At 40.6% G+C, this 24377-nt stretch carries 16 protein-coding genes and 1 tRNA gene; 14 read left to right on the top strand and 3 right to left on the bottom strand.

The genetic code is table 11. From position 1 onward, the window contains the following. Window positions 1-1999: 1999 nt before the first annotated feature. The 6 genes from ACPUYX_RS12445 (at window position 2000) to ACPUYX_RS12420 (ending at window position 6536) form a co-directional block, all read left to right on the top strand. Window positions 2000-2458, top strand: coding sequence for a GNAT family N-acetyltransferase (locus ACPUYX_RS12445; RefSeq protein ID WP_426379976.1), 459 nt, complete (start codon window positions 2000-2002; stop codon window positions 2456-2458). Between the two features lie 287 nt (window positions 2459-2745). Beyond that, window positions 2746-3159, top strand: coding sequence for a DUF3788 domain-containing protein (locus ACPUYX_RS12440; protein ID WP_426379975.1), 414 nt, complete (start codon window positions 2746-2748; stop codon window positions 3157-3159). Window positions 3160-3906: 747 nt separating this feature from the next. After that, window positions 3907-4518: a Crp/Fnr family transcriptional regulator gene (locus tag ACPUYX_RS12435; protein WP_426379974.1), complete on the top strand. Its 612-nt coding sequence runs from the start codon at window positions 3907-3909 to the stop codon at window positions 4516-4518. Between the two features lie 74 nt (window positions 4519-4592). Next, window positions 4593-5366, top strand: a complete 774-nt coding sequence (locus tag ACPUYX_RS12430; protein WP_426379973.1) for an SDR family NAD(P)-dependent oxidoreductase — start codon at window positions 4593-4595, stop codon at window positions 5364-5366. A gap of 112 nt (window positions 5367-5478) precedes the next feature. After that, complete coding sequence (locus ACPUYX_RS12425; protein WP_426379972.1) at window positions 5479-5844, top strand: VOC family protein; 366 nt, start codon at window positions 5479-5481, stop codon at window positions 5842-5844. A gap of 218 nt (window positions 5845-6062) precedes the next feature. Further along, window positions 6063-6536, top strand: a complete 474-nt coding sequence (locus ACPUYX_RS12420; protein ID WP_426380127.1) for a pyridoxamine 5'-phosphate oxidase family protein — start codon at window positions 6063-6065, stop codon at window positions 6534-6536. Window positions 6537-6750: 214 nt separating this feature from the next. Here the strand turns inward: ACPUYX_RS12420 and ACPUYX_RS12415 are convergent, their stop codons facing one another. Further along, window positions 6751-7023 carry a hypothetical protein gene (locus ACPUYX_RS12415; protein ID WP_426379971.1) on the bottom strand — a complete coding sequence of 91 codons (273 nt, stop codon included), beginning with the start codon at window positions 7021-7023 and terminating at the stop codon, window positions 6751-6753. Window positions 7024-7307: 284 nt separating this feature from the next. Between ACPUYX_RS12415 and ACPUYX_RS12410 the strand changes: the two genes are divergently transcribed. Beyond that, window positions 7308-7484: an aspartyl-phosphate phosphatase Spo0E family protein gene (locus tag ACPUYX_RS12410; RefSeq protein ID WP_088227764.1), complete on the top strand. Its 177-nt coding sequence runs from the start codon at window positions 7308-7310 to the stop codon at window positions 7482-7484. A gap of 150 nt (window positions 7485-7634) precedes the next feature. Continuing rightward, window positions 7635-7970, top strand: a complete 336-nt coding sequence (locus ACPUYX_RS12405; RefSeq protein WP_426379970.1) for a BRO family protein — start codon at window positions 7635-7637, stop codon at window positions 7968-7970. Between the two features lie 174 nt (window positions 7971-8144). On the opposite strand, the gene ACPUYX_RS12400 is transcribed toward ACPUYX_RS12405, so the two are convergent. Further along, window positions 8145-8387, bottom strand: coding sequence for a hypothetical protein (locus ACPUYX_RS12400; RefSeq protein WP_426379969.1), 243 nt, complete (start codon window positions 8385-8387; stop codon window positions 8145-8147). Between the two features lie 300 nt (window positions 8388-8687). Continuing rightward, window positions 8688-8761 (bottom strand) — tRNA-Trp (locus ACPUYX_RS12395). A gap of 158 nt (window positions 8762-8919) precedes the next feature. On the opposite strand from ACPUYX_RS12395, the gene ACPUYX_RS12390 reads away from it, so the two are divergent. The 6 genes from ACPUYX_RS12390 to ACPUYX_RS12365 all read left to right on the top strand — a co-directional run bounded on the left by ACPUYX_RS12390 (window position 8920) and on the right by ACPUYX_RS12365 (window position 24371). Continuing rightward, window positions 8920-9744, top strand: coding sequence for a PHP domain-containing protein (locus tag ACPUYX_RS12390; RefSeq protein ID WP_426379968.1), 825 nt, complete (start codon window positions 8920-8922; stop codon window positions 9742-9744). A gap of 32 nt (window positions 9745-9776) precedes the next feature. Beyond that, entirely contained in the window at window positions 9777-10796 is a 1020-nt protein-coding gene (locus ACPUYX_RS12385) for a potassium channel family protein (RefSeq protein WP_426379967.1), read from the top strand. Window positions 10797-10869: 73 nt separating this feature from the next. Next, window positions 10870-11760, top strand: coding sequence for a BON domain-containing protein (locus tag ACPUYX_RS12380; RefSeq protein ID WP_426379966.1), 891 nt, complete (start codon window positions 10870-10872; stop codon window positions 11758-11760). 194 nt (window positions 11761-11954) lie between these two features. After that, window positions 11955-12914 (top strand): metal-dependent hydrolase, encoded by a 960-nt coding sequence (locus ACPUYX_RS12375; RefSeq protein ID WP_426379965.1) that lies wholly within the window; start codon window positions 11955-11957, stop codon window positions 12912-12914. Between the two features lie 76 nt (window positions 12915-12990). Next, entirely contained in the window at window positions 12991-15645 is a 2655-nt protein-coding gene (locus ACPUYX_RS12370) for a DNA translocase FtsK (RefSeq protein ID WP_426379964.1), read from the top strand. A gap of 140 nt (window positions 15646-15785) precedes the next feature. Further along, window positions 15786-24371 (top strand): GH36-type glycosyl hydrolase domain-containing protein, encoded by an 8586-nt coding sequence (locus ACPUYX_RS12365; protein ID WP_426379963.1) that lies wholly within the window; start codon window positions 15786-15788, stop codon window positions 24369-24371. Window positions 24372-24377: the final 6 nt, after the last annotated feature.

Here is a 24377-nt window from a genome sequence, read left to right as displayed (position 1 = left end):
ATTAGTTATTTGTTAGTATAACACAATTAAGGTTGACTATTGGCAAAAACCATAAAAAATCCCAAGCACTAGCACAATAAAATAAATAGCGTTGCCGGACGCTGCACATGACGAAAGCCCACTTCCTTGATCGGAGTGGGCTTTCTTGTATAAGTATTTCTTATACTAAACTTTAAAAGATGTGATTTGTCTTTTCAATCAGTAAGTATTATTATTACAAATGTCAATACGGCCATATACCCATTTACCCATTTACCCATTTACCCATTTACCATATACCTCTATATCCCCCTCCTAAAGAGGGGCCTTTTTTTATCTACCTCGCCGCCAATGTATCCTTCCTCAAAGTCGCCTAAGTCGCAAGATCCTGAATCTACATGGGAATAGGAATGAGAACGATCAGAACTCGGATTATGGTCAAAGTACCCATGGCCATAAAGGAGCCTCCGCGTCCGGAGGCTTCGCAAAGTCTAAAGAGTATATCTATATACTTCTACGTTTTAAACATGGATTTTTATGGGGGTTGTTAATAAACTTTCCCAAAGAAGAAGAAAAAGCCCACGTAATTAGAGGTGGGCTTTTTTGCGTTACTTTTAAGGTAAAGAAACTATTCTTCTTAAGGCTTTTACTATTGTTCTGGATTGCCGTTTTATTTGTTTCATCTTTCTTATATTCAGTTTCATACCAGATCATCTCCTCTTTGGGTTAGTATAAGCACGGAGATAAAATGATATACATAAATTTTAATAAAGAATAGATTTAATACGTATGAAATACCCCAGACGTCTATCAATGTTCAATATCCGATTGACGAGCCCGATGATAGGCCCTCCAAGACTTTAGAAGAAAAATGAATTGAGTTAATAGATAGAGAATTATGAAATTAAAATTTCCGTTTTTGAGTTTTTGGGTTATATCAAGAAAGCGTCCTTAATCATTATCAGAGGTATATGAGGTGGAGGAACCGAAGGAAGGCGAGAAAGTATGTACGATTTGTAATACAGAAGATCTTATTAACTTGGTAATCGTAACAACAGCCATTTGTTTATGTTGTAAAATGTACAAGCCCCAGGGTGAATTTATCCGCTATCAGTCCGTGTAGTAATATGTGTGAATGATCCTAAGTTCTCATTCGCCTATTCCCCTTAGTATCTTGAACTTATACGCAAGTACCATTGCTGTACTCATTACAACAAAAATTATAACCATCCCTATAAAACTCTGCGTCAATGGTGTCGTGTGTTGGATCGTTTGTAAAAGCTGCGTCATTTTTTCCACCTCCTTAATTTAATTTGTATCTTCAATAATCATTTTATTAATTCATTTCATTTTATAGTACTTTCTTCACACCACGACTATTACAAGAAACCACCTGAACGTAGACATACTCATAGCCACAGAGATAAGGATTGACGGTATACTGTACCTTTACGAACTGATGGTAACAAACCACAACGTTTACACAATAGAATGGTACACCATAGCTGCTCCGCCGGACATTCCGATTGGCACACGATTCGGGTTGTACTTTCTTTGAGAATTCTTATAGCTGAAGACCAACTACAAACCCTGGGAACCCATTAGTGACGAGGATAAGGCATTCTTTAGCCGAGGCATCTGGGGTTAAACTATTGACGTACGTATTATACGTATAATTTAATGAAAGGAGGGATTTTTATACGGTTTCAGGACAAATTTCCACTTACTTCGCAAGATTTATATGTAATTTTGTATTTGTAAATTCCCCACCTCTGATGGAGTTTTTTTTGTTCGCAAAGCAGGTGTATTCGATGATGCCGGAGATTTGATTGTGGTTGGACCCATTATGTGCAAAGAACGCCTTAACCGAAGGGCGTTCTTTGCTTTGCGAGTTTTTCTGTAGTTGGGAGTTTTTGAACCGAGTAGGGAGGAATTTACCGCAAAATATGGAATTAGGTTCTATAAACTTGTCAAAATGTCTTTATAGAACTCAAAAAGAAGTTGTTGGGAGTAAGACTAAATGAACGTAAGATTGGCTTATCAGGAGGACGATATTGGTATTACAAATATTTTGATGAATATGATTAGCGAATCTGAAGCTAAAGAAGTGGCTCAGAAAGTTGTCCGAGAAATCCTGACTTTACCAAGATATATCTCATTAGTCTACGTAAACAAAGGCATTCAGGGGTTTGGTACATTACAGTTCGAACCTTATGAAGGGGCTAATGGTGTTGCCGAGATAGTCTGGCTAGGAGTACATCGGCAGGAGAGAAGACAAGGAATAGGCGCGTCCCTTGTTAAGGAGATAGAGCAGCTCGCTATAAACAAAGGTATTCGAAAAGTATACATAAAAACAAACTCCGAAAACATAGCTTCTAATTGTTTTTGGATAACACAGCGTTACAAGTTCGAAGCACGAATGTTAGACTTTGGTTCTGTCGGGGTTGATTACTATATGCTTGGGAAAGAAATTGTTTAATCACATGCCATATAGCTGAAATGATTATCATTAGATAAGATATTTACTTTACGAGTTTATGTGCCCCGTCTTTGGATAGCACCGGGGCTACTATTATAATAATCTCAATTATAGGGCCGCTTGATAAATATATTCAAAACACAGACATTGGCTTTGCCATACTCAATTTCTCTGAATTAAGTATTCTATGCAAGTTCTATCCTTGATAAGTTCTTTTGGTGAATTAGCAATTCTATGAAAACAAGAGGAAAACCAAGAAAAATTAAATTTATATAGGGAGTGATAAAATGTTAGAGAGAATACCAACACAAGAAGAATTGGTTGTCCTTTTAGGTTCGGATGTTTATGAAGTTTGGCAGAAAATATGCGATTTTGTCAATGAAAACTATGATATGAATTCTCAATGGAATAATGGCGGTAAGGGGGGGCTTTATGAATATAAATTCCGTAAAAGTAGTAAAACCCTTTGTACTCTTTATGCTAAAGAGAAAAGTTTTGGTTTTATGGTTATTTACGGAAAAAATGAAAGAGAAAAGTTTGAAACAGAAAGACAAAATTTCTCTGATAATATTCAATCTTTGTACGATAAAGCACAAACCTACCATGACGGCAAATGGATAATGGTTAACGTTTTGGACGATAACCCATTAGAGGATATTAAAAATATGCTTAAAATCAAGAAAAAGTCGAACAAAAAGTAAAATATTAAAGGTTTGTAAAAAAGTAAGTGGTTAGTCTATAAGTTACATCCTTGACATTATAAGATGCAGGCAGCAAAGCCGAAAAAAGTAACTAATCTAAAGATTGATTGGGAAATGTTGTTACAATGCATTTTTCTGATTATATTCAGTAAAAGACCTGTACTTGATATATAAATCAAGCAGGTCTTTTATGTACAGTAGACGAATTATGCGCAAAGAACGCCTTAACTGAAGGGCGTTCTTTGTTTTGCACTGCTGTTCTGTAGTTGGAGTTTAACGAAGCGAATAATATTTAAAGCGTCCAAATAAGGGGCATCAAAAATGAAGGAATGATCGGTTTATTTGTTTGCGAGATATATCCAATATAAAAGGTAGTTTATGCTAATATGACAAAGACATATTCTGGTGAAAATTATTGTGTGTGTCCTTGGGTAGATTATCTGACAGAAGGATATTAGGGTGAATATGGAGAATTAGATTTTGGTGAACTTAGCTAAATGTTGGTTATAGGACCAAGGAGTAAACTTAAGGTAAATTTCCTTGAAATAGTTGGTATAGTCAATGGACCTTGACAAAGATATTATTGCACGAACCATAGAATCTGGAGTTTCAATTGAGGCAATTCAAAAGCTTTTCAATTATTCAGCCCTTTGAATATGCGTAGATGCAAGATGACCTCGATAGTGTTTACCTGAATTTAAAAAATGTAATGTAAGATTATCACTATTTAAGACTGGGGAGAATAATTTGATAGATTATGAAAAAAAATCTTTGGGAGAATTATTAAAAGAAAAAATTTTTTATAATATTATCAGTATTGATAAAAAGGATTTGATCGAACTTTCGACTTTATTTGTTGAAAAGGAATATAGTCACAACGAAATGCTCGTCAAAGCCGGAGAGAAATGGGATAAAGTTTTCTTTATCCATAAAGGTATTATTCGACTTTTTTATACGAATTTAGAAGGGCAGGATTATAATAAGGGTTTCTTCTGGGAGAACCAATTGTTATGGCCGATTGCTCCTTCAGCCCGTAAGAATAATAGTCTCTTCAACATATCTGCTTTAGAAACTGTTACAGTTTCAGTTTGCAATTTTTCATCTTTTTATTCTTGGTTAACTCGTCATGGTTATTGGGAAAGGTTTGCGTTACCTTATGTTGAATTATTTGTAGAGGATAAGTTCCGTAGAGAATATGAATTTCTTACAAATTCGGCGACAGAGAGGTTTAGACATTTCTGCACTGAATATTCCGACCTTGTCGGAAGAATACCTGATTACCATCTGGCTTCGTATCTTGGCGTTACCAATGTTACCCTATCAAGAATAAAAAAATCCATTGATTTTAACCTATGTTAATGAGAGCTATTTATCCGTATTTTATACTACCTACTAGAGAAGAAATTTATGATAATTTTAGGAGGTAGTATAGTATGAATTTGTTAAGCAACAAAACAGCTATTATAACAGGAGGAAGTGATGGAATTGGTTTTGCAACTGCTACAGCTTTTGCCGAGCAAGGAGCAAATCTAATTCTTATTGGAAGAGATAAAGAAAAATTGGGTCATAAGGAAAAGTTATTAAAACAATATGATGTAACTGTTCACACTCTTGCGGCGGATATTAGTAACAAAGACACTATCTCTGAGATTGTCGAACAGGTTCGTTCAAAAAACATTAAAATTAACATTATTGTAAATAATGCTGGTATCGCACGGTTTATCCCTTTTTCGAATACGGATATCCAGGCATTGGATTATCACCTAAATTTGAATGTGAAAGCTCCTTATTTACTGACGCAAGCTTTCCTACATGATCTAATTGATTCTCAGGGAAATGTGATTAATATTTCATCTTATTTTTCCAAAAGGATGCTGCCGGATAGACCATCGACAGCATATTCCATGACAAAAGGGGCTATCGAATCTTTCACCAAAGCCCTTGCATATGAATTAGGCCCGCAGGGCGTTCGGGTTAATGCGATTGCACCCGGTACTGTTGCTACGCCTCAAGTTGAGAGTAATATGGAACGGCTTGATAATGAAGCAAAAGACCGTTTCAACGCAATGATTACCTCCATTTATCCGTTGCAAACAATCGGGGAGCCGAAAGACATAGCATATATGGCAGTTTTTCTTGCATCAGAACAGGCAAAATGGATTACGGGAGGGATTTTTCCAGTTGACGGAGGTCTTACAACAAACTAAAGGCTGTTTCCGTCATCGTTAGCCCAGAGTTTGTTTTTTTAAGAATTTTTATAGCACTGGAAATGGAATATAGCAGTTAAATTAAATGAGATAAGCGGTAAGGAGTGGAATTATGAAATTTTGCTGGTGCACAATTGCGGTTCAGAATATGGAAGAATCGTTGAAGTTTTATCAAGAAATTGTAGAGCTTTCGATTAGCAGACGATTTACTGTAGAGCCAGGAGTCGAGATTTCTTTTTTAGGTGACGGAGAAACAAAAGTTGAGCTTATTTGCGGTCCAGGCTATAAAGTAAAGAATGATAATATTGAGGGTATTTCTTTAGGTTTTGAAGTTAAATCAGTTGATGAAAAGATTAAATTTATAAAAGAAAAAGGACTGGAAGTAGACAGTGGACCTTTTCAACCTAATCCCCATATTAAATTTTTCTATGTTGAGGACCCCAATGGCGTCAGTATACAGTTTGTAGAAAACATGTAACTTTAGCTATATTACAAGCACTTTCTGTTGAGGGTGTTTCTAATGGGAAACATGGCTTACTTGTACAAATCAATGACGGATAATATCGGCTTATTTACTGATATTATCCGTCAGATTCTTTAACATAATCTGATTATCGGATTTAACATTAGACAAGCTAAATAACTTTGGTACGCTAAAGACGCAAAATGTGTAGCAATAATATTTAAAGGAGTATGATGAATTTGAGAAGAAAAGATAGGGAGGTAACAGAACTAAAGGAATTATTGCAGATTATTGACCAGTGTAAAATTTGTAGAATTGCTATGCACGATAAAGCAGGGCTTTATATTGTGCCAATGAATTTCGGCTATACGTATGAAAATAGTCAATTGGTGTTATTTTTCCATAGTGCAAAGGAAGGAAGAAAAATTTGTGCATTGAGAGAGAACAGCGATGTATGTTTTGAAATGGATTGTGAACATAGACTTATTACAGCGGATATAGCCTGTAAATATGGATATTACTTTAAAAGCATTATTGGAAAGGGTAGGGTTGTCTTTATAGATGCCATTGAAGAAAAGAAAACAGCGCTATCGCTGTTAATGAAACACCAGACTGGACAGGATTTTTCATTTGATGATGGAACAGTTAATAGCGTTTCTGTATTTAAAATTATCGTTCAAAATTATACTGGAAAAGACCATTATTAGATTATATTCGGTAAAAGACCTGTACTTGATATAAAAATCAAGCAGGTCTTTTCTTGCACATTTGATTCATTATGCTCAATAAGAAGGGACTAGCTTTCAAAAGGTCGATGAATCCTATACACCACAAACATGTCTGTGGTGGGTGAGATTATGCTCGACAATTGGATGCTGTGGAAGATGTAAAGGCCCTCGAGTCTATCGAGGGCCAACTTGTTTAATAGCTAACAAAAGTAACATTTATTATGGGGATTCGAACTACAGGCTGTATGCCATCGATAGGGTTTCCTATATTTGAGAATAAACGAGCATTAGTCAAAAATACAACACCATCAATTACTCCACCAAAGTTTCCAACCCATTCGCTTGAGTCAGTTCCAAGGACAACACGTGCTCCAATTGGAAGAGTGTCAAAAAGTATTCTTGCAATAGGTGGGCGTCCAAAAGGCGGCACTCCAAATGGTACACCGGGAAAACCAAGTCCAGCCATAAATTAATCTCTCCTCTTAAAATATTTGGCCATTAAGGCCTATAAGAATTAATAAAGAGAGATATTGATAATGTTGTTTTCTAATCTATACTATGAAGGTTGGCCCTAAAGTGTGATTTTAAGGAGTTTTGGCGAAAGATGTAACAGATCTAGAGAACACTGCATTAGAATATCTTAGTTATTCGTATGCTATATCCCAGCATGAATTACTCATCCGTGGCGAGGTGGATTTTTTTGTTTTTGTACATACTATTCCCATAAAAATATAAATGGGAGGTAAAAGTTTGCGCGAACTTGAAGAAATTATGAAGCAGATCGAAGAACTGCGGCGTAGCATGGTAAAACTTAAAGAAGGGAAAGGACTTACCGATCAGGAAGTTGTTACGGCAAGCCAGATGCTTGATGTTGTTTTGAATGAATACTACAAAGTTTTGAAATCAAGGGTTGATGGGCAAAAGTAAAGAGAGCTTAAGATAAAATTGGGACTGGTCCGAAGAATAAACCCAAGCAAATTAATGTCGGGTATGTAAGGAGGTTTGGTAAAAACACAGGGAAAAGGGTTAGCTAAATTATATTAGCTAAATATTGTAAAAAAGATATTTGGGGGGTATATGTTACCAACTCAATTTTCTTACGAGAGTAAACAACTCAGAATGTTTATTAAAAATGGCGAACTATATTTTTGCGCAGCTGATGTTTGCAACATACTTGAAATTTCAAATCCTACTGATGCCATAAAACGACTTGAAGAGGATGAGCTAGATTTAATCGAGGTCACCGATTCACTGGGGAGACAACAAATTACTAACGGAGTCAACAACTTGGCCTCGATTCGCTCATTATTTTCCAAAATCTATTCGGCCTTAAAGCGTCAATTCGGCGTACTGAGCTACTGGGATCTGAAAAGGTCTGATTTTTCGAAGGCATTTCGGTTTTTTGAGAGCTAGACTCCATGATAGTTTATGAAAACCGTATGAGGATTCTGCAGGATATAAACAAGATAAAAGAAGAGATCACTTCAAATTTGTAAGCGTTCTCTGCCAAGAACAACTTACCGTCAACGAAGCAATCTCGCTATTGAAAAGTGCTGAACTTATTATCATGCAGTCTAGATTTACGGCTTAATCTGGTTTCTCGGGTTTGTAAGTAGCGTTTGGGTTAGAGTCATTCAATACTCTTATCCGCATCTTTTCCCCTAATGAGCACCTAGTATTCGCGTTAGCCCCTGCTAAACATGCAAAGCTGATTTCCCCATAGGATTTGCAGATATTGATATTATGACAATCCTGTTTATAAACATGTTTTCCTTTTTTATCTTGCTCGATTGGATCGGACAGATTGCCGCCTATCAAAGGATTACTCATTGATTTCATCTCCTTTCCTGTATTGATTGGTATGTCTAAACAACTACCAACTTCGACGCAAAAAAGGAATATTCCTGTAAATATTTAGCGAAAATGAGGCGAAAAACACATGAGCGTGACATCGAAAGATCAAATTAACTGTTAATCGTTGTCTAACCATTGGTATTCCTTACTTTCTAATATTTAGATTAGGAGCAAACCACATCAACGGTCTTAAATAATCAGACAAATCAAAAAGAGTCTCGTAACATTCACGAAGAATGTACGAAACCCTTATGCAGTCTGCGTTTTAAACGTGATTGGCAGGGGATGCAAGAGTCGAACTCGCACTGACGGTTTTGGAGACCGCTGTTCTACCATTAAACTAATCCCCTTTAGGTTTGGCGACGAATTGAATTATAGCTTAAAATAAGATATGTGTCAACTATGATTATGGAACTAAATTAAATGAAATATAATAAAGGCGGCAGGATTTTTCAAGAAAAACCAGAATAGGCATTATAAAATAAGTCAATGGGAGGGAGTGGGTATCTTGAGGATTGATTTACACGTTCATACTCAAGAATCAGACGGTTCGCAGACTGTCGAGGAGGTCTTAAATCTCGCCCATTCAAATGATGTTAAAATACTTGCTATCACAGATCATGAAAGCACTGAAGGTATCACAAGAGCAGAAGAATTGGCCAAATACCTAAATATTGAAATTATTCCCGGCGTTGAGTTATTAACAAATTTTCAGGGGGAGGAAGTTCATCTACTAGGCTACTTTAAAGATATTCACAATTCATTATTGCAAACACGTTTAACTGAGATTCGAAAACAGCGCACATCTCTGGCCTACGATATGGTTAAATGTCTTCAGAAAGGGGGGCTTTCCATTGAGTGGAAGGATGTTGAGCGCCAGGTTGGTTCGGTTGGAGCCGTAAGTAAGGGCCATATTATGAGGGCCATACATCATCGATATAGCAGTTCAAATCCAAAAAGCTGGCAAGATATCGCCACATATTTTCGCCCCGGTGGAATCGCCTATCTTCCCTATCTAAAACATAGATTTGAAGATGCTGTTGATTTGATTTTTAATTCCGGAGGTTTCCCTGTTGTGGCCCATCCCGGTTTATTGCATGAACCGGATATGGTCTTTGATCTCCTGGCCTATCGACCGATTGGGCTTGAAGTGTATTATGGCTATTGGGAACAACAACAGAGCTTAATCTCGTATTACACTAAGGTTGCTGCTCAATTTGCCCTTTTGGCCACGGGTGGAAGCGACTATCATGGGCCTTTTAGTCGGATCCAAATGGGTCAGATGGATGTTCCCCTTGAAGGAGTTTATAAGCTGCGAAACCTACTGACTTAAAGTCAGAGGTTTGTAAAGAAAGAAGTGATTTGTTGGGCAGGCGCATTGGACTAGCCTTTTTAGCCCTTTTGTTTACGCTGTTTTTCGGAACAATTGGGTTAATGACGACGGAACACCTCACTTTGGCCCAAGCCTTTTATTTTACGGTCGAGACCATTACGACGGTGGGTTATGGGGATATTGAAGTTAAATCGGATTCCGGCCATGTTTTTATCATTATCCTCATGATTGGCGGAGCCGGAGTAATGCTCTATTTTGTTGGAATAATGATGGCGTTTTTAATCGAAGGTCAATTAGCAGGGGCGTATGGGAGAAGAAAGATGAATAAGAAAATCGCTGAACTTCAAAACCACATTATTGTCTGTGGAGGTGGACGCGTTGGAAAACAAGTGCTTTACCGTCTCCGGAAAGAAGGCCATCCTTGTGTCGTCATTGAACAACAAGAGGACTTGGCCCATGAGTATATTGGGGAAGGATATCTAGTCCTTAATAATGATGCGACTGAAGATGAGGTATTAAAAAAGGCTGGAATTGAGCGAGCAAAGGGGTTAATTACGGCACTTCCTGAAGATTCCCTAAACGTGTTTGTAACCCTGACAGCAAAAGGGCTAAACCCGAATATTCAGGTGGTTGCCCGCATGGATCGGTTAGAATCCGAGAATAAATTGTTGCGTGCCGGAGCTGACAAGGTGATTTCTCCAGCCATATTAGGCGGCTGGAGAATGGCTATGTCAATTTTGAAACCTGTTAGTATTGAGTATCTTGAAACCTGTATTCATGATCAAAATATTGGGATGGAAATTATGGAACTTAAAGTTGATCAAGGGTCTTGCCTGATCGGAAGAACCTTGTCTACAAGCGGGATTAAGCAGCAAACTGGTGCTATGATCTTAGCAATTTTGCGTAATGATCGTGTTATCAGTAATCCTAGTGCTCAAGAGGAAATCATAGAAGGTGATCTTCTCATAGTGTTGGGTTTAAGAGAACAATTGCATCTTTTGGAAGAAGTGGCAGCGAATCTGACAAAATTAAAGCCTGCTGAAATAGGGTAGATTAAAAGAGGAAGTCTTGGGATAAAATACCCTCTGAGTATGAAAACACAGCTTCATGTTGGAGGGAGATTTTATGCATAATTCACGATCCGAAAAAGATATTCTTCGGGATATCAAAAAACTTATTCATACACATTTCGGAGAAAGCGGGCAGGGGATTCACGTAGAGGTCAAAGGAGACAGGGCAATAATCTGGGGAATGGTTGATAGTTTAGCGGAAAAGGATTTTTTCGGGAGTCGTGTGGGCCGCATCGATGGTGTTCGTGAATTAGATAACTCTCTGACCGTTTCTAATGACGGAATTATCCTGGATAAGGATATAGAAGAGGGAATTGTTGAACGGTTTAAGAACTCTAATTTTGAGGATATAACTCATTTGGGGTGTCGGGTTAGTCGCGGAATTGTTACCTTGCTCGGACATGTTGAGACCCAAAGCACTGAACGGTTAGCCAAGCGCCTTGCCTCTCAGGTACGCGGAGTAAAAGAAATTCGCAGCGAAATTCAATTTTTGGAGAAAGCCGTTGACGACGCGACTTTAGTAAATCGCGTGGAAAATGCTTTGGTTGCATCACCTTGGGTTAATGCACATGAAATTCAAACGGGTGCGCGTAATGGCTTGATAACGTTAAGCGGTCTTGTAGATACACAGGAAGAGATGGAATGGGCCGTTGAAACTGCATATCAAGTTCCCGGTGTGAAGGCTGTTGTCAGTGAGATAATGACTCGCCATCGGTCGCAGGGTGATGACTTGTGGCTGACGGAGCAGCTGGTATCAAAGTTGGGACAGCATGGTTTAAATTCAGGCCAAGTTCGAGCTTTTGTACAGAATGGTATTGCTTTTCTGACTGGAGAAGTTTACACCGAAGAGGAACGTGATCTGCCTGAAGAAATGATTAAAAGCATCCCCGAGATTCATACTGTCAATAATTCAATAAAAGTTGCCGCACATTCCAGCAAAGGGTAATTGACTAAGGTTTAGATCCCTTGCTATCGGTGTCATGGATTACTCCGCATGGTTATGCGGAGTTTTCTAGTTATATGTAATAAGATGAAAAATCAGGAAATGCATTTCAGAGTATGAAATTCGGGTTGCTTCAACAACTTTATGCTATAATAAAAACTGTTAGGGTCGTGACAAAAATGTGAAGGAGGGCAATAATGGATCCTATAACTCATGGACTCGTCGGAATTGCCTTAAGTGCTTTCTCAGGTCATACGATGCAATTAAATGATCCAGTATTTTTGGGCTGTACTCTGGGCGCTATGCTTCCTGATCTCGATATTTTAGCTCATCTCAAAGGTCGTTTAAACTATTTGATGAACCATCGGGGTGCTAGTCATTCTTTAATGGCCTTAACCGGTATGTCTTTGGGACTCGGAACAACCTTATATTTAATTTATCCTACAACGTCTTGGTGGACTGTGGTTTTATGGACACTTATCGGAACATTATCACATAGTATTTTGGACTTATTAAATTCTTTTGGAGCAGAATTGTTATGGCCGTTTTCGCGTAAGAAAATCACAGTCGATATGATAATGCTTACCGATCCCATCATATCATGCTTGTTTCTGGGATCTTTTATGGTCTCGCTGCGTTCTGCTGATTTTTCCAGACCTTCTGCTTCAATTGCTATATTTTTCAGTTTATTATATTTAGGCTACCGTCAAATTGGCCGTTTGAAAACACGTAATAAACTTATGGAAGTGTATTCAATTAAATCTCGTGCTGAAGTTAAAGTCCTTCCGGCCATGTATCATCCTTTTGCCTGGAATTTTATTCTTTTCCAGGGAGATTCGGTGCGGTTTGGTATTGTTCGGAATCAGATTCCTTCAATTTGCAGAGTTTTACCGAAATTTGATAAAGACAATCCTTCAGTTTCTAATGCTCTTGAGGGAAATCTAGCGGAAATGTTTTGTCAATTTACCCCTTATTATCATGTGATGGCTCATGACTCGGATTCAGGAGAATGTCTGGTGGAATTTGTCGATCTGCGGTATTGGACGAAAGGTGATTTTCTCTATACCGGCAATGTTTACCTGAATGAAAACGGTGAAATATCCTATGAGATTTTTAATCATTTTCCTAATCAAGAAGGCGTACTTTTAAGTTACTAATGAGATAGAACGAAAAAAACCTTTTGACATTCCCATAGCTTATCAACCATAATGAGTATAGCATGGGGGTGAAGAGGTGCGAGGTAGTAGAAAGAATTTAGATATGTATGATTTAAAAATAATTTCTTTAAAAATAATAAGTATTTTATTGTTCCTGTTTTCTCTATTGGGTCTTATGGGCGGTCGGGGATTTTTCATGGGACGACCGATTTTTTCGGGGATTTCAGCAATTTTTGGAGCTCATTTTGCTTGGATTGGACTTTTCCTATTTTTGGTTATTGCTATTGTTTTATGGATTTATTCGGATAAAGTCCAGTCGTTTCGATCGCGGTCTCAATTCAAATCTCAATCTCAAACGACCACAAGGAATGTTCATTCTAAAGCAGTCGCCAAAGCACAGCGCAAAAGGCAAACTGAGGTGAAGCCCACGAAGTCTTGGTTAACAAGTCCCAAACCGAATGAAGAGGGAATACCTTTGCCCGGTGGAAAACTTGTTAATTTGCATGGCTTTAATCATTACTTTTCCTCGCCGGAATGGGTCGAAATTAAAGATGTTGATCAGGAACAAGCGCTGGAAATGAATGAATTGGGCGAAGACTTTCCATCATATTTTGCAGCCGGTGAGTCATTTCTGCTGAAAAAGACGCCGAAATTGACTCTATTAAGGGGAATCGAAACGTATTTTGAAGACGTAGACCATGAAGAGACCCCGAAGAACGCACTTCCTAAGTCAGAGAGTAATCGGCCAGTGGTACAGGAAAATTTGAAGGAGAACCCCTGTCAGGCTAAATCTATCTTTAAATCTCAAGCAGATCAAGCAGAGTTTTTAGCGCAGTTTAAAATCGATAACAATCCAACTCAAAGGGATTTGGAAGAGAACTTTAAGGTATCATCAGATCAACAATGTTGTACAGATCCTCAAGATGTAGACCTTAAACCTGAGAATAAGCCTGATTTGCAGATCAACCATACGATTAATACTGTTACGGCTGTAAAGGAATGCAGTTTAAAAGACGAAAGGATCAGTGATCCGCACATAGTTCTTGATTCTGATGGAGGGGAGAAGAAGCCGGGATTTAATACAGAATCTAAAATGAAATTTGTTGCTGAATTAATCCAGGAACCTATATCGGATCCAAGATCAGTATCAGAAATAACGACAGATCAAATTCTAGAATCTGCTTTGGAACCTTCTCCTATAACTCATGTTCCCATTACTTTTGATGACATTCCAGAAAATGTTCCAGAAAATATTCATGAAGACATTCATGAAGACGTTCATGAACATAATCTCGAGGATAAACCTCAAAATCACCCTCTTTGGGAATCTCCTGACTTTTCCTTGCTTGACCCCGTTGCCTTGCATTCTCCTGTCCAAGACCCCGAGACTTCCAGGTTGTTAGAAAAAGTGCTTTTGGATTTCGGAGTTAAAGCAAAAGTAATTCGTGTTACCAGTGGACCTGTGATCACTCGTTACGAATTAGCACCAGCTCCGGGAGTGAAAATTAGTAAGATTGTCAATCTGGCAGATGATATTGCTTTGGGGCTGGCGGCTCGTGATGTGCGTATTGAGGCTCCTATTCCAGGAAAGGCTGCTATTGGCATCGAAGTTCCCAATAAACAGGCGCGTTCGGTCCCTTTTCGAGAAGTGCTGGAGACCCCCAGTTTTCGTGACTATTCTTCGAAACTTAAAGTAGCCTTAGGAAAAGATATAGCAGATCAGCCCATCGTCGCAGATTTAATTAAAATGCCCCATCTTTTGGTGGCTGGAGCTACTGGTTCTGGGAAGAGTGTTTGTATTACTTCAATCATAAATTCAATCTTATTTAATGCAACGCCGGCCGAAGTGAAATTCTTACTCGTTGATCCTAAAATGGTTGAGCTGAGTCAATATAATGGTATTCCTCATCTTCTTGCCCCCGTAGTTGTTGATCCTAAGAAGGCAGCTAGTGCTCTTAAATGGATCGTTAAAGAAATGGAGAATAGGTATGAACTTTTTGCTGCTGCGGGAGTTCGAGACGTTGTCCGCTATAATAAACTTAAGTCCGAAGTTGATTCGTCCATAAAGCTGCCTTACATCGTGGTAATCATTGATGAATTGGCAGATCTCATGCTGGTAGCTCCCGGTGAAGTTGAGGAGGCCATCTGCCGTTTAGCCCAAATGGCAAGGGCAGCAGGTATTCATCTTGTAATTGCAACTCAGCGGCCATCTGTTGACGTGATAACAGGGGTCATTAAGGCCAATATTCCCAGCCGAATTTCCTTCGCGGTATCGTCTCAAATCGATTCACGCACGATTCTTGATGCTACTGGAGCCGAAAAGCTTTTGGGCAAAGGGGATATGCTTTATTCTCCCTTAGGGGTTAATAAGGCGTTGCGCGTACAAGGCTGTTTAGTGACCGATGAAGAAGTGCAAAAGATCATTGCCCATTGGAAGAACCTTGGCAAACCCGAATATCTTGATCCGGAACGGTTGTTTGCAGAAACTCCGGAAAAGAATGATGAAGGTAATGGTCCTGATGATGCGCTATTTTTTGAAGCAGGAAAACTTTGTCTTAAAAGCGGTATCGCATCGACCTCTTTCTTACAACGACGCTTAAAACTCGGATATACCAGGGCCGCGCGCTTGATGGATATGCTTGAAGATCAGGGAGTTGTGGGAGCTTATGAAGGAAGTAAACCCAGACAGGTACTTATTACTATGGATGAATTTCTAGAGCGGTTCGGTTAATACTTAACAGTTAAGTTAATAAATAATTTCGGCACCCTAGCTGTGAAAAATGGCTAGGGTGTTTGTTTTTATGAATGAAGTGGGAGAGATTGGGAATAATGCAATAATGATGCTCAAAAAATGACAAACGGAGACGAACAATGAAGTTTTTCGCACGGTCAATGATTAAAGAAAAACCATATAAGGACATTGCCCTTCACGGAGAAGATTTGTTGAAGCATGCGGAAGAAATTGCCCGTTTCACCGCGAATCAGAGTGCTCATTATCCGAAGCGAACTCTCTTGCCAAGGGTCAGACAAAATATTAAGTTCTTAGAACGGGCTTATCATGAAATTACGGATTATGCTACTCGAACAAAAGATACCATCCCGGCAACGGAATGGTTATTAGACAATTATTATAGTCTCAGAGGATTGAAAGAGGAGATCCCTAAAAGTCTTCCTTTGAAATTTGAACGGCAGTTGCCCCGGATTTCCAGCGGTGACTTTATGGGATATCCCAGAGTGTATGCTTTGCTAGTCGAACTAATCGAGCATACAGACAGTCAATTACAACGCGACACTTTAAAAGCGTTTATCAATGCTTATCAGGTTCAAATCCCTTTAACAAGCGGTGAATTATGGGCAATCCCCACAATGCTAAGAATTGTAATTCTCGAGAATATTAGGAGATTAGCGGAGCTTATTATATTCACCCAAACTGAAAGGGAACGGGCTGACCAATGGCTTCTGCCTCTTTTAGAAACCGAACATGATAAAACAAACTGGGATGAAGTGCTGAAAACTTTAAGTATGGAGGAAGAATATTCTTCAGCTTATGCCGAACAAATTTTAAGACGGATGCGCGAACACGGTGTGGATGGAGCCCCTTTACTGCACTGGATTGATCGGGCCGTTGCCAAACAGGATACGACCATTGAGGAATTAGCAAAACTTGAACGTCAACGACAGACAATGTATCAAGTATCAATGGGGCATGCCATTACGAGTATGCATTTTATTGCCGCGGAAAATTGGCCACGGTTTTTCGAAGAAGTCAGTCTAGTCGAGAGTGTTTTTGAAAAAGATCCTAGCCATATTTATGGACAAATGGATTTCGACTCTCGGGATGCCTATCGTCATGAAGTGGAAATGATCGCTAAAAATTTTAAAACCTCGGAACTTGTTGTAGCACGAAAGGTGCTTGCCAGGGCAGAAAAGGCACAAGCCGAAGGGGATACACAGGCCTCCCATATAGGGTTTGATTTGCTGGGCCTGGGCCGAAGCAGTTTAGAACAGGAGCTAAAACAGGACTTTGGCTCGAATTTCAGCGCTCTCTCTAAATTTCGTCAAGCTGTTGAAAAAAAGCCTTTAACATATTACTTTGGCGGCCTGATTCTTGGGATTTGTTTGCTGACACTTTGGGTTTTATCGTACGCCCGCAGCATGCCACCCTCTCTTGGCTATATCGTCTTAATTTTAACGCTCCTTATCTGGGCCAGCGGTTTAATTATACCTACCCTTAACTGGTTAGTCTGCAAACTGTTTACACCTACTTTTTTACCGAAATTGGAGCTGCGAGAGGGGATTCCCGATGAATTTAGGACAATGGTTGTCGTTCCCACTCTACTAACGAGTGTGGACCGAGTCAAGGAACTCATCGCTGAAATGGAAGTCTATTTTCTGGCCAACAGAGATGATAACTTATATTTTGCCTTGCTGGGAGATTTTGCAGATGCCCCCTCCCAGACGATCCCGGATGATGAGGAAATTATCGTCGCTGCGAAAGAGGAAATAGAAAATCTCAATCAAAAGTATCAACAAGACCGATTTTATTTATTACATCGGCACCGTTTATACAATTCTGCTGAAGGAGTCTGGATGGGTTGGGAGCGCAAACGTGGAAAGCTTTTAGAGTTTAATGCTTTGCTGCGTCAAGCTGGGGAGACAAGCTATGATATCCAGATTGGAAACTTAGCGACCCTTCCGAGTATCCGCTATGTAATTACCCTTGATGCCGATACTCAATTACCTCAAGGAACAGCTAAAAAGCTAATTGGAACTCTTGCCCATCCGCTGCATTCTCCACAGTTAAATGAGGATAAAACCAGAGTCGTCCAAGGTTACGGAATACTACAGCCCCGGGTAGGAGTTTCCATTTTGAGTGCCGGTGCCACCGAATTTTCCCGCATCTATTCGGGTAGAGTTGGAGTAGATCCGTATACAAACGCCATCTCGGATCTTTATCAGGATCTATTTAACGAAGGGATATTTACGGGAAAAGGAATTTACGATGTTGATGTATTTCAACAAGTAACCCAAAAGACCTTTCCAGAAAACACTATTCTCAGTCACGATCTCATCGAAGGGATTTATGCCCGAGCGGGCCTTGTCACAGATGTTGAATTAATTGATGGTTATCCTTCGACCTATCGGGCTTTTCTGCGCCGTCAACATCGCTGGGTGAGAGGAGACTGGCAGCTTATTCCTTGGCTTTTTAAACCTCTGCCCTTTATCTCTAAATGGAAGATCTTTGATAACTTAAGAAGAAGTTTGGAAAGTACAGCCCAATTATTGCTATTGACCTTAGGATTCATGATTCTTCCCGGGAGTCCTTGGGTATGGGCCGGACTGGCCGCACTAGGTATTCTCTGGCCCATGATCTTGTGCATCTTCAATATGCTTTTATGCCAGGGAAGAGAAGAAACTAACGTTGCTCAGGATTTCTTAACCCTTGCCGAACAATTTGCTCTACAATTTTTGCTTCTGCCCTATCAATCCTACATCATGCTTGATGCCATTTTCAGAAGCTTATACCGGCAGCTTATTTCTCACCGCAATATGCTGGAATGGGAGACGGCAGCTGATACGGAAAAACGAATCGACCTGAGTTTTAAAGCGAATTTAGGAGCAATGCGGCCTGTCATCGTCTATTGTGTCCTTGTTTTTTTTCTGATAGGGTTTCTGTTTCCGGCTAAGCTGATTGGGGTTACTCCCTTAGTGATTTTATGGCTTCTTTCCATTTGGTGTTCCTATCGGGTGAGCCTGCCGAAACGACATAAGGAGGCATTGCTTTCTGCTTCCGAACAGCAGTCGTTACGTCTCTGGGCCAGGAAAATTTGGGCCTTTTTTGATGAGTTTGTGAGTGATGCTGAGCATTGGCTGCCTCCTGACAATGTCCAAATTGATCCGCCCAATGGAATTGCTCATCGAACATCGCCTACGAATATTGGTTTAGCCTTGCTAGCAAATTTGGCAGCAAGAGACTTTGGTTATATTTCCTTATCGACGGCCATTAACAGAATTGAAAGTACACTGCAGACGATTAAGGAGCTCGGACATTGGCAAGGGCATCTTTACAATTGGTATGATACGTTAAGTTTGGAACCTTTGGAGCCACGATATATATCCACTGTGGATAGCGGTAATTTTGCAATGTATTTGGTGACGTTGAAATCTGGAATTAGCGAATCGCTGGAAAGTCCACTTCTCAATTTGGGTTATCTTTCTGCCTTGCAAGATACGTTAATCCTTTTTAAGCAGGCAGTCAGCGAAGAGGTATTTAACGATTTTTCCGAATTTGAAAGGAGTCTTAATAAGTTTCTGGAGACCTCTGATCAGAGCTGGAGTCTGGAAAGCTGGCGACAGCTGTTATTGTCTTGGCCTAATGTTCCCTCGGATCAGGAATGGTCTGAGGAAGGAAGATATTGGTATAAACAACTACAGAAAATGATTGGTTCCTTTGAGCAGGAGATTCAAGACTTTTTCCCTTGGGCCAAAGATCCAGCACTCAAAAACCAAATTGATCAACAGGTTGCCGATGAACTTCAGTTTGCTCCTTTAGAGCGTCTTGCATTGTACTATTCCCAGGGCTTAGAACAGGGAACGTTTTCTGCAGAATTTGGAGAAAAGATCAAACCTGCCTTAAAGAAAGCTCAGCAATTGTTACTTAAGTCCAGAGAATTACAGCATGAGCTCGAAGAGATGGTTTTGGCTACAGATTTTCGTCCCTTATTCGATGAGAAACGTCAACTTTTCTCCATTGGCTATCGGGTTGGGGACAGTATGCTTGATAAGTCCTATTATGATTTATTGGCCTCTGAGGCTCGCCAGGCAAGTTTTATTGCCATCGCCAAAGGGGATGTGTCTCATAGTCATTGGTTTAGACTTGGCCGTACCTTAACTTTGGCTCAGAGAAAACGCAGCCTCGTTTCTTGGAGCGGTACAATGTTTGAGTTTTTAATGCCTCTATTGGTCATGAGGAATTATGAAGGGACGTTATTGGATGAAACCTATAATTCAGTAGTTGAAGTTCAACGCAAGTATGCTGCTGAACATAATTTGCCTTGGGGAATTTCTGAATCGGGCTTCTACGCCTTCGATCCCCAGCTAAACTATCAATATAAAGCCTTCGGGGTTCCGGGATTGGGTCTGAAACGAGGATTAATTCAAGATTTAGTAATTGCACCTTATGCCAGTTTTTTGGCACTTATGGTTGCTCCGCGGGAAGCATTATCTAATATCTCCAGTATGGATCATCAGGGTTTCAGCGGCCGATACGGTCTTTATGAAGCTGCTGATTATACAGCGGATCGCATTCCTGTGGGAGGATCTCATAAGTTAATTAAGAGTTTCATGGCTCACCATCAGGGAATGAGCTTTCTGGCTCTAGATAATGTTTTGTTTGATAACAGGATGCAAAATCGATTGCATAAGGAGCCTTTTATTCAAGCCTCGGAGCTTCTTCTTCAAGAAAGGCTGCCTTCAGCAGTATCTCTGGTATCTCAGCCGGAGAGTGAACAGGTTGTTGCGGAACGATACAGCAAAAATACCCTTCCGGAAAAAAACCATTCTATTTTCCTGAATACTGCCATGAGCCCCATTCCCGTTACTCATTGTATTTCAAATGGACAATATTCAGTGATGTTAACAAATTCAGGAGCTGGATTCAGCCGATTCCGTGAAATCAGCATTTCACGTTGGCGTGAAGATGTAACCCGTGATGCTTGGGGTATGTATTTTTATATTCAAAATTTAAATTCCGGCGATGTTTGGTCAGCGGCTTTTCAGCCTTGTGGTTTTGGCGGGGAGGACTACAAAGTAACTTTTGCTCCGGACCGCGTAGAATTTCGTCGCCAGGACGGCAACCTTACGACTAAAACGGAAATCGTTGTTTCGCCTGAGGACCAAACGGAAATAAGACGTATTTCCCTTACGAATCATAGCAAATTTGAGCGTGTTGTGGAGATCACCAGTTATTTTGAAGTCGTTTTAGCAAGGGCAAATGATGATTTAGCCCATCCTGCCTTTGGTAATTTATTTATCCAAACGGATTATCAGAATGAAGTGCTTTTTGCGTCACGGCGTCCTCGTAAAGAAAATCAGCGGCGTTTATGGTTGATGCATACTGTGGCGACAGAAGGGGACAAGGTAGGAACCCTGCAATATGAGACAGACCGAGCACGATTTGTCGGAAGGGGGAGAAGCCTTGCCAAGCCGCAAGCCGTAGATGCCAATCATCCCTTGTCGAACACCGTTGGTGCAGTTCTTGATCCGATTATGAGCCTGCGTCAGCGAGTCAGAATTGGTCCGGGGCAGACAGCTAAGGTCTCTTTTTCAGTGGGTTATGCTGATAATCAAGAGGAAATAGTTCGCATTTCTGAAAAATACCGCGATCCGCTCTCGGTGAATAGAGCTTTTGAATTGGCTTGGACGCATTGCAATATGGAACTTCGTCATCTGAATTTGACGGCCGGGCAGGCCAATGAGGCACTCAGTCTTGGAGGGCACCTGTTCTATCTCAGCCCGTGTCGCAGAGATGTGGCGGAATACATTGAAAAGAATTGTAAAGGGCAGTCCGCTTTATGGTCCTATGCCATTTCCGGCGATTTGCCAATTGTACTCGTTCGAGTCGATTGCGAAGAACATCTGGATTTAGTCCGCCGCTTGCTCACGATCCATGAATACTGGAGTCTAAAAGGGTTATATGCTGATTTAGTAATTCTCAACGAGGACGAGAGCGGTTATGTCCAGGCTTTTCAGGATAATTTGCGGGATTTAGTTTCGATGGGACATGCTCGGGATCGTTTAAATCAACCGGGTGGTGTTTTTATCCTACAAAAAGGCCATGTTCACTCTGATGATTTAAGATTGCTTTATACCGTAGCAAGAATAATGTTTAATGGAGAAGGTGGGTCTTGCACACTTCAAGTTCGTAAGAAGAGCAAACTAATTACTGAGGAAGGGATCGATGCCGATACTCATAGTCCCAGCGCAGCAGATAAGGTCTACTTGGAAGCTTCTCCAGAAAATAAACCCTCTGAATCTATTGACGAGATCTTAAGTTCCTTAACATTCCCGAATGGATATGGAGGCTTTAGTGACGATGGAAAAGAATATATAATCCAACTTCAGGAAGGCAGGAATACCCCGCTTCCTTGGATTAACGTTATTGCCAACTCAAGGTTTGGCTTTCAAGTCTCCGAGGCAGGTGCGGGTTATTCCTGGTCAATGAACAGCAGAGAGTATAAACTGACTCCTTGGTCCAATGACCCGGTTCTTGATCCTCCCGGGGAAGTGCTTTACTTAAAGAATGTGGAGACAGGTGAATTCTGGTCCGTGACTGCCAGACCGAGGCGGGAGAAAGGAGCTTATACAATTCGCCATGGACAGGGATATTCTGTCTTTGAACACTGCAGTCATGGCGTAAAACAAACATTGAGACTCTTCGTGCCTGTTGAGGAACCTGTAAAAATCACTGAATTAATGCTGAGCAACATGTCGGAACAGACGATACATTTAAGTCTGGTCTATTATGCTGAATGGGTCTTGGGAGTAGCCCGGGAACAGACTGCCCCTTATTTGGTGTCGGAATTTGATAAGGAGAAACAGCTTTTCTTAGTTCGGAACACCTATCAAGAAGAATTTGCCGGAAGGCAAGGGTTTCTGACAGCAATTGGCGGAGACATTGATAGTTATACAGGGGATCGATCGGAATTTATCGGGCGAAACGGAAGCCTGGCAGATCCCATGGGCTTAAAGACGGAAAGATTCTCGGATTCTGTAGGTGCAGGTCTTGACCCTTGTACAGCAATGCAAATTAACCTATCGCTTGCGCCGGGAGAAGAAAAAACAGTGACCTTTTTATTAGGGGATACTCAGAATCGAGAAGAGGCCGAAGAAATTCGCGAGAAGTATAGAAACCCAAATCAGGTGAACGAAGAACTGGAACATGTCAAAAGCTTTTGGGATGGCTTACTGGGTAAAATTCAAGTTGAAACACCTGATACATCCATGAATTTGCTCTTAAATCGCTGGCTGCTTTATCAAACCATGGTTTGTCGGATATGGGCGAGATCGGCATTTTATCAGTCTGGAGGAGCCTATGGCTTTAGAGATCAACTTCAGGATGTTATGGCGCTGGTTTACACGTCCCCCGAGATAACTCGGCGGCAAATTATTCTTCATTGTGCCCACCAATTTCGAGAAGGTGATGTGCAGCATTGGTGGCATGAAGGAAAAAGTAAGGGTATACGAACAAGGTTTGCGGATGATTTGCTGTGGCTTCCTTTCGTGACTGCTCATTATATTGAACGTACCGGAGATATCGGGGTGCTGGAAGAAGTCACGTCTTTTCTTGAGGATGAACCGTTGAAAGAAGGGGAAGATGAACGTTATTCAGTTCCTAACGTTTCCGCTGAGACTGGGACTGTCTACGAACATTGTCTGCGAGCCCTTGAACGGGGCATGCGTTTTGGTGAACATGGCTTGCCGCTGATTGGTTCCGGAGACTGGAATGATGGATTTAGTCAAATCGGTCCCAAGGGTAGCGGAGAAAGTGTTTGGTTAGGATGGTTTTTGTATTTAACCTTACAGAGTTTCTTAAATATTTGTTTGGTGCGTCAAGATAAGGAACGGGGAGAGGACTATCGCAGGATTGCCGAAGAGCTTCAACAATCTTTAGAAAAACATGGTTGGGATGGCGGCTGGTATCGTCGTGCTTATTTTGATGATGGCACTCCCTTGGGGTCAACTCGAAATACAGAATGTCAGATTGATGCTATAGCTCAGTCTTGGTCGGTAATTTCAGGTGCAGCTAAACCTAGTCGTGCTTTAGATGCGATGTTGGCGTTGGAACATTATTTGTGGCGTAAAGACGAAGGAATTCTTCTGCTGTTGACACCGCCTTTTGACAAGTCTTTGCCTGATCCTGGTTATATTAAAGGCTATGTGCCGGGAGTTCGGGAAAATGGCGGACAATATACTCATGGGGCGATTTGGGCCGTATTGGCCTACACAACTCTGGGGGAAGGGGATAAAGCCATGGAATTGTTTCACATGTTAAACCCCGTCAATCATGCCCGAACGGAACATGAGGCCAATCGCTATAAAGTTGAGCCATATGTTGTCGCTGCGGATGTTTATGCCATTCACCCCCATGTCGGCCGCGGCGGCTGGAGCTGGTATACTGGAGCGGCAGGGTGGTTATATCAGGCTGGGCTTGAAGGGATATTGGGTTTTAAGCGACTAGGGGACAGGTTAATTCTTAAACCGTGTATACCCAGCCATTGGAAAGGCTTCCGTTTAACCTACACGTACTGTTCATCACGATATGAAATTGTCGTTGAGAATCCTCAAGGGAAGATGACCGGGGCTGAACGGATTACCTGTGACGATGTGCTTTTAGAGGAACCGGTCATTCTACTCAGGGATGACAGTCAGGTTCATACTGTATACTTAACGATGTAATAACCT

Origin of the sequence: Desulfosporosinus sp. SYSU MS00001 (assembly GCF_049943955.1) — a bacterium.
GTDB lineage: Bacteria > Bacillota > Desulfitobacteriia > Desulfitobacteriales > Desulfitobacteriaceae > Desulfosporosinus.
The sequence above is the reverse complement of the archived record's forward strand: the minus strand, read 5'-3'. Positions and strand labels throughout refer to the sequence as shown.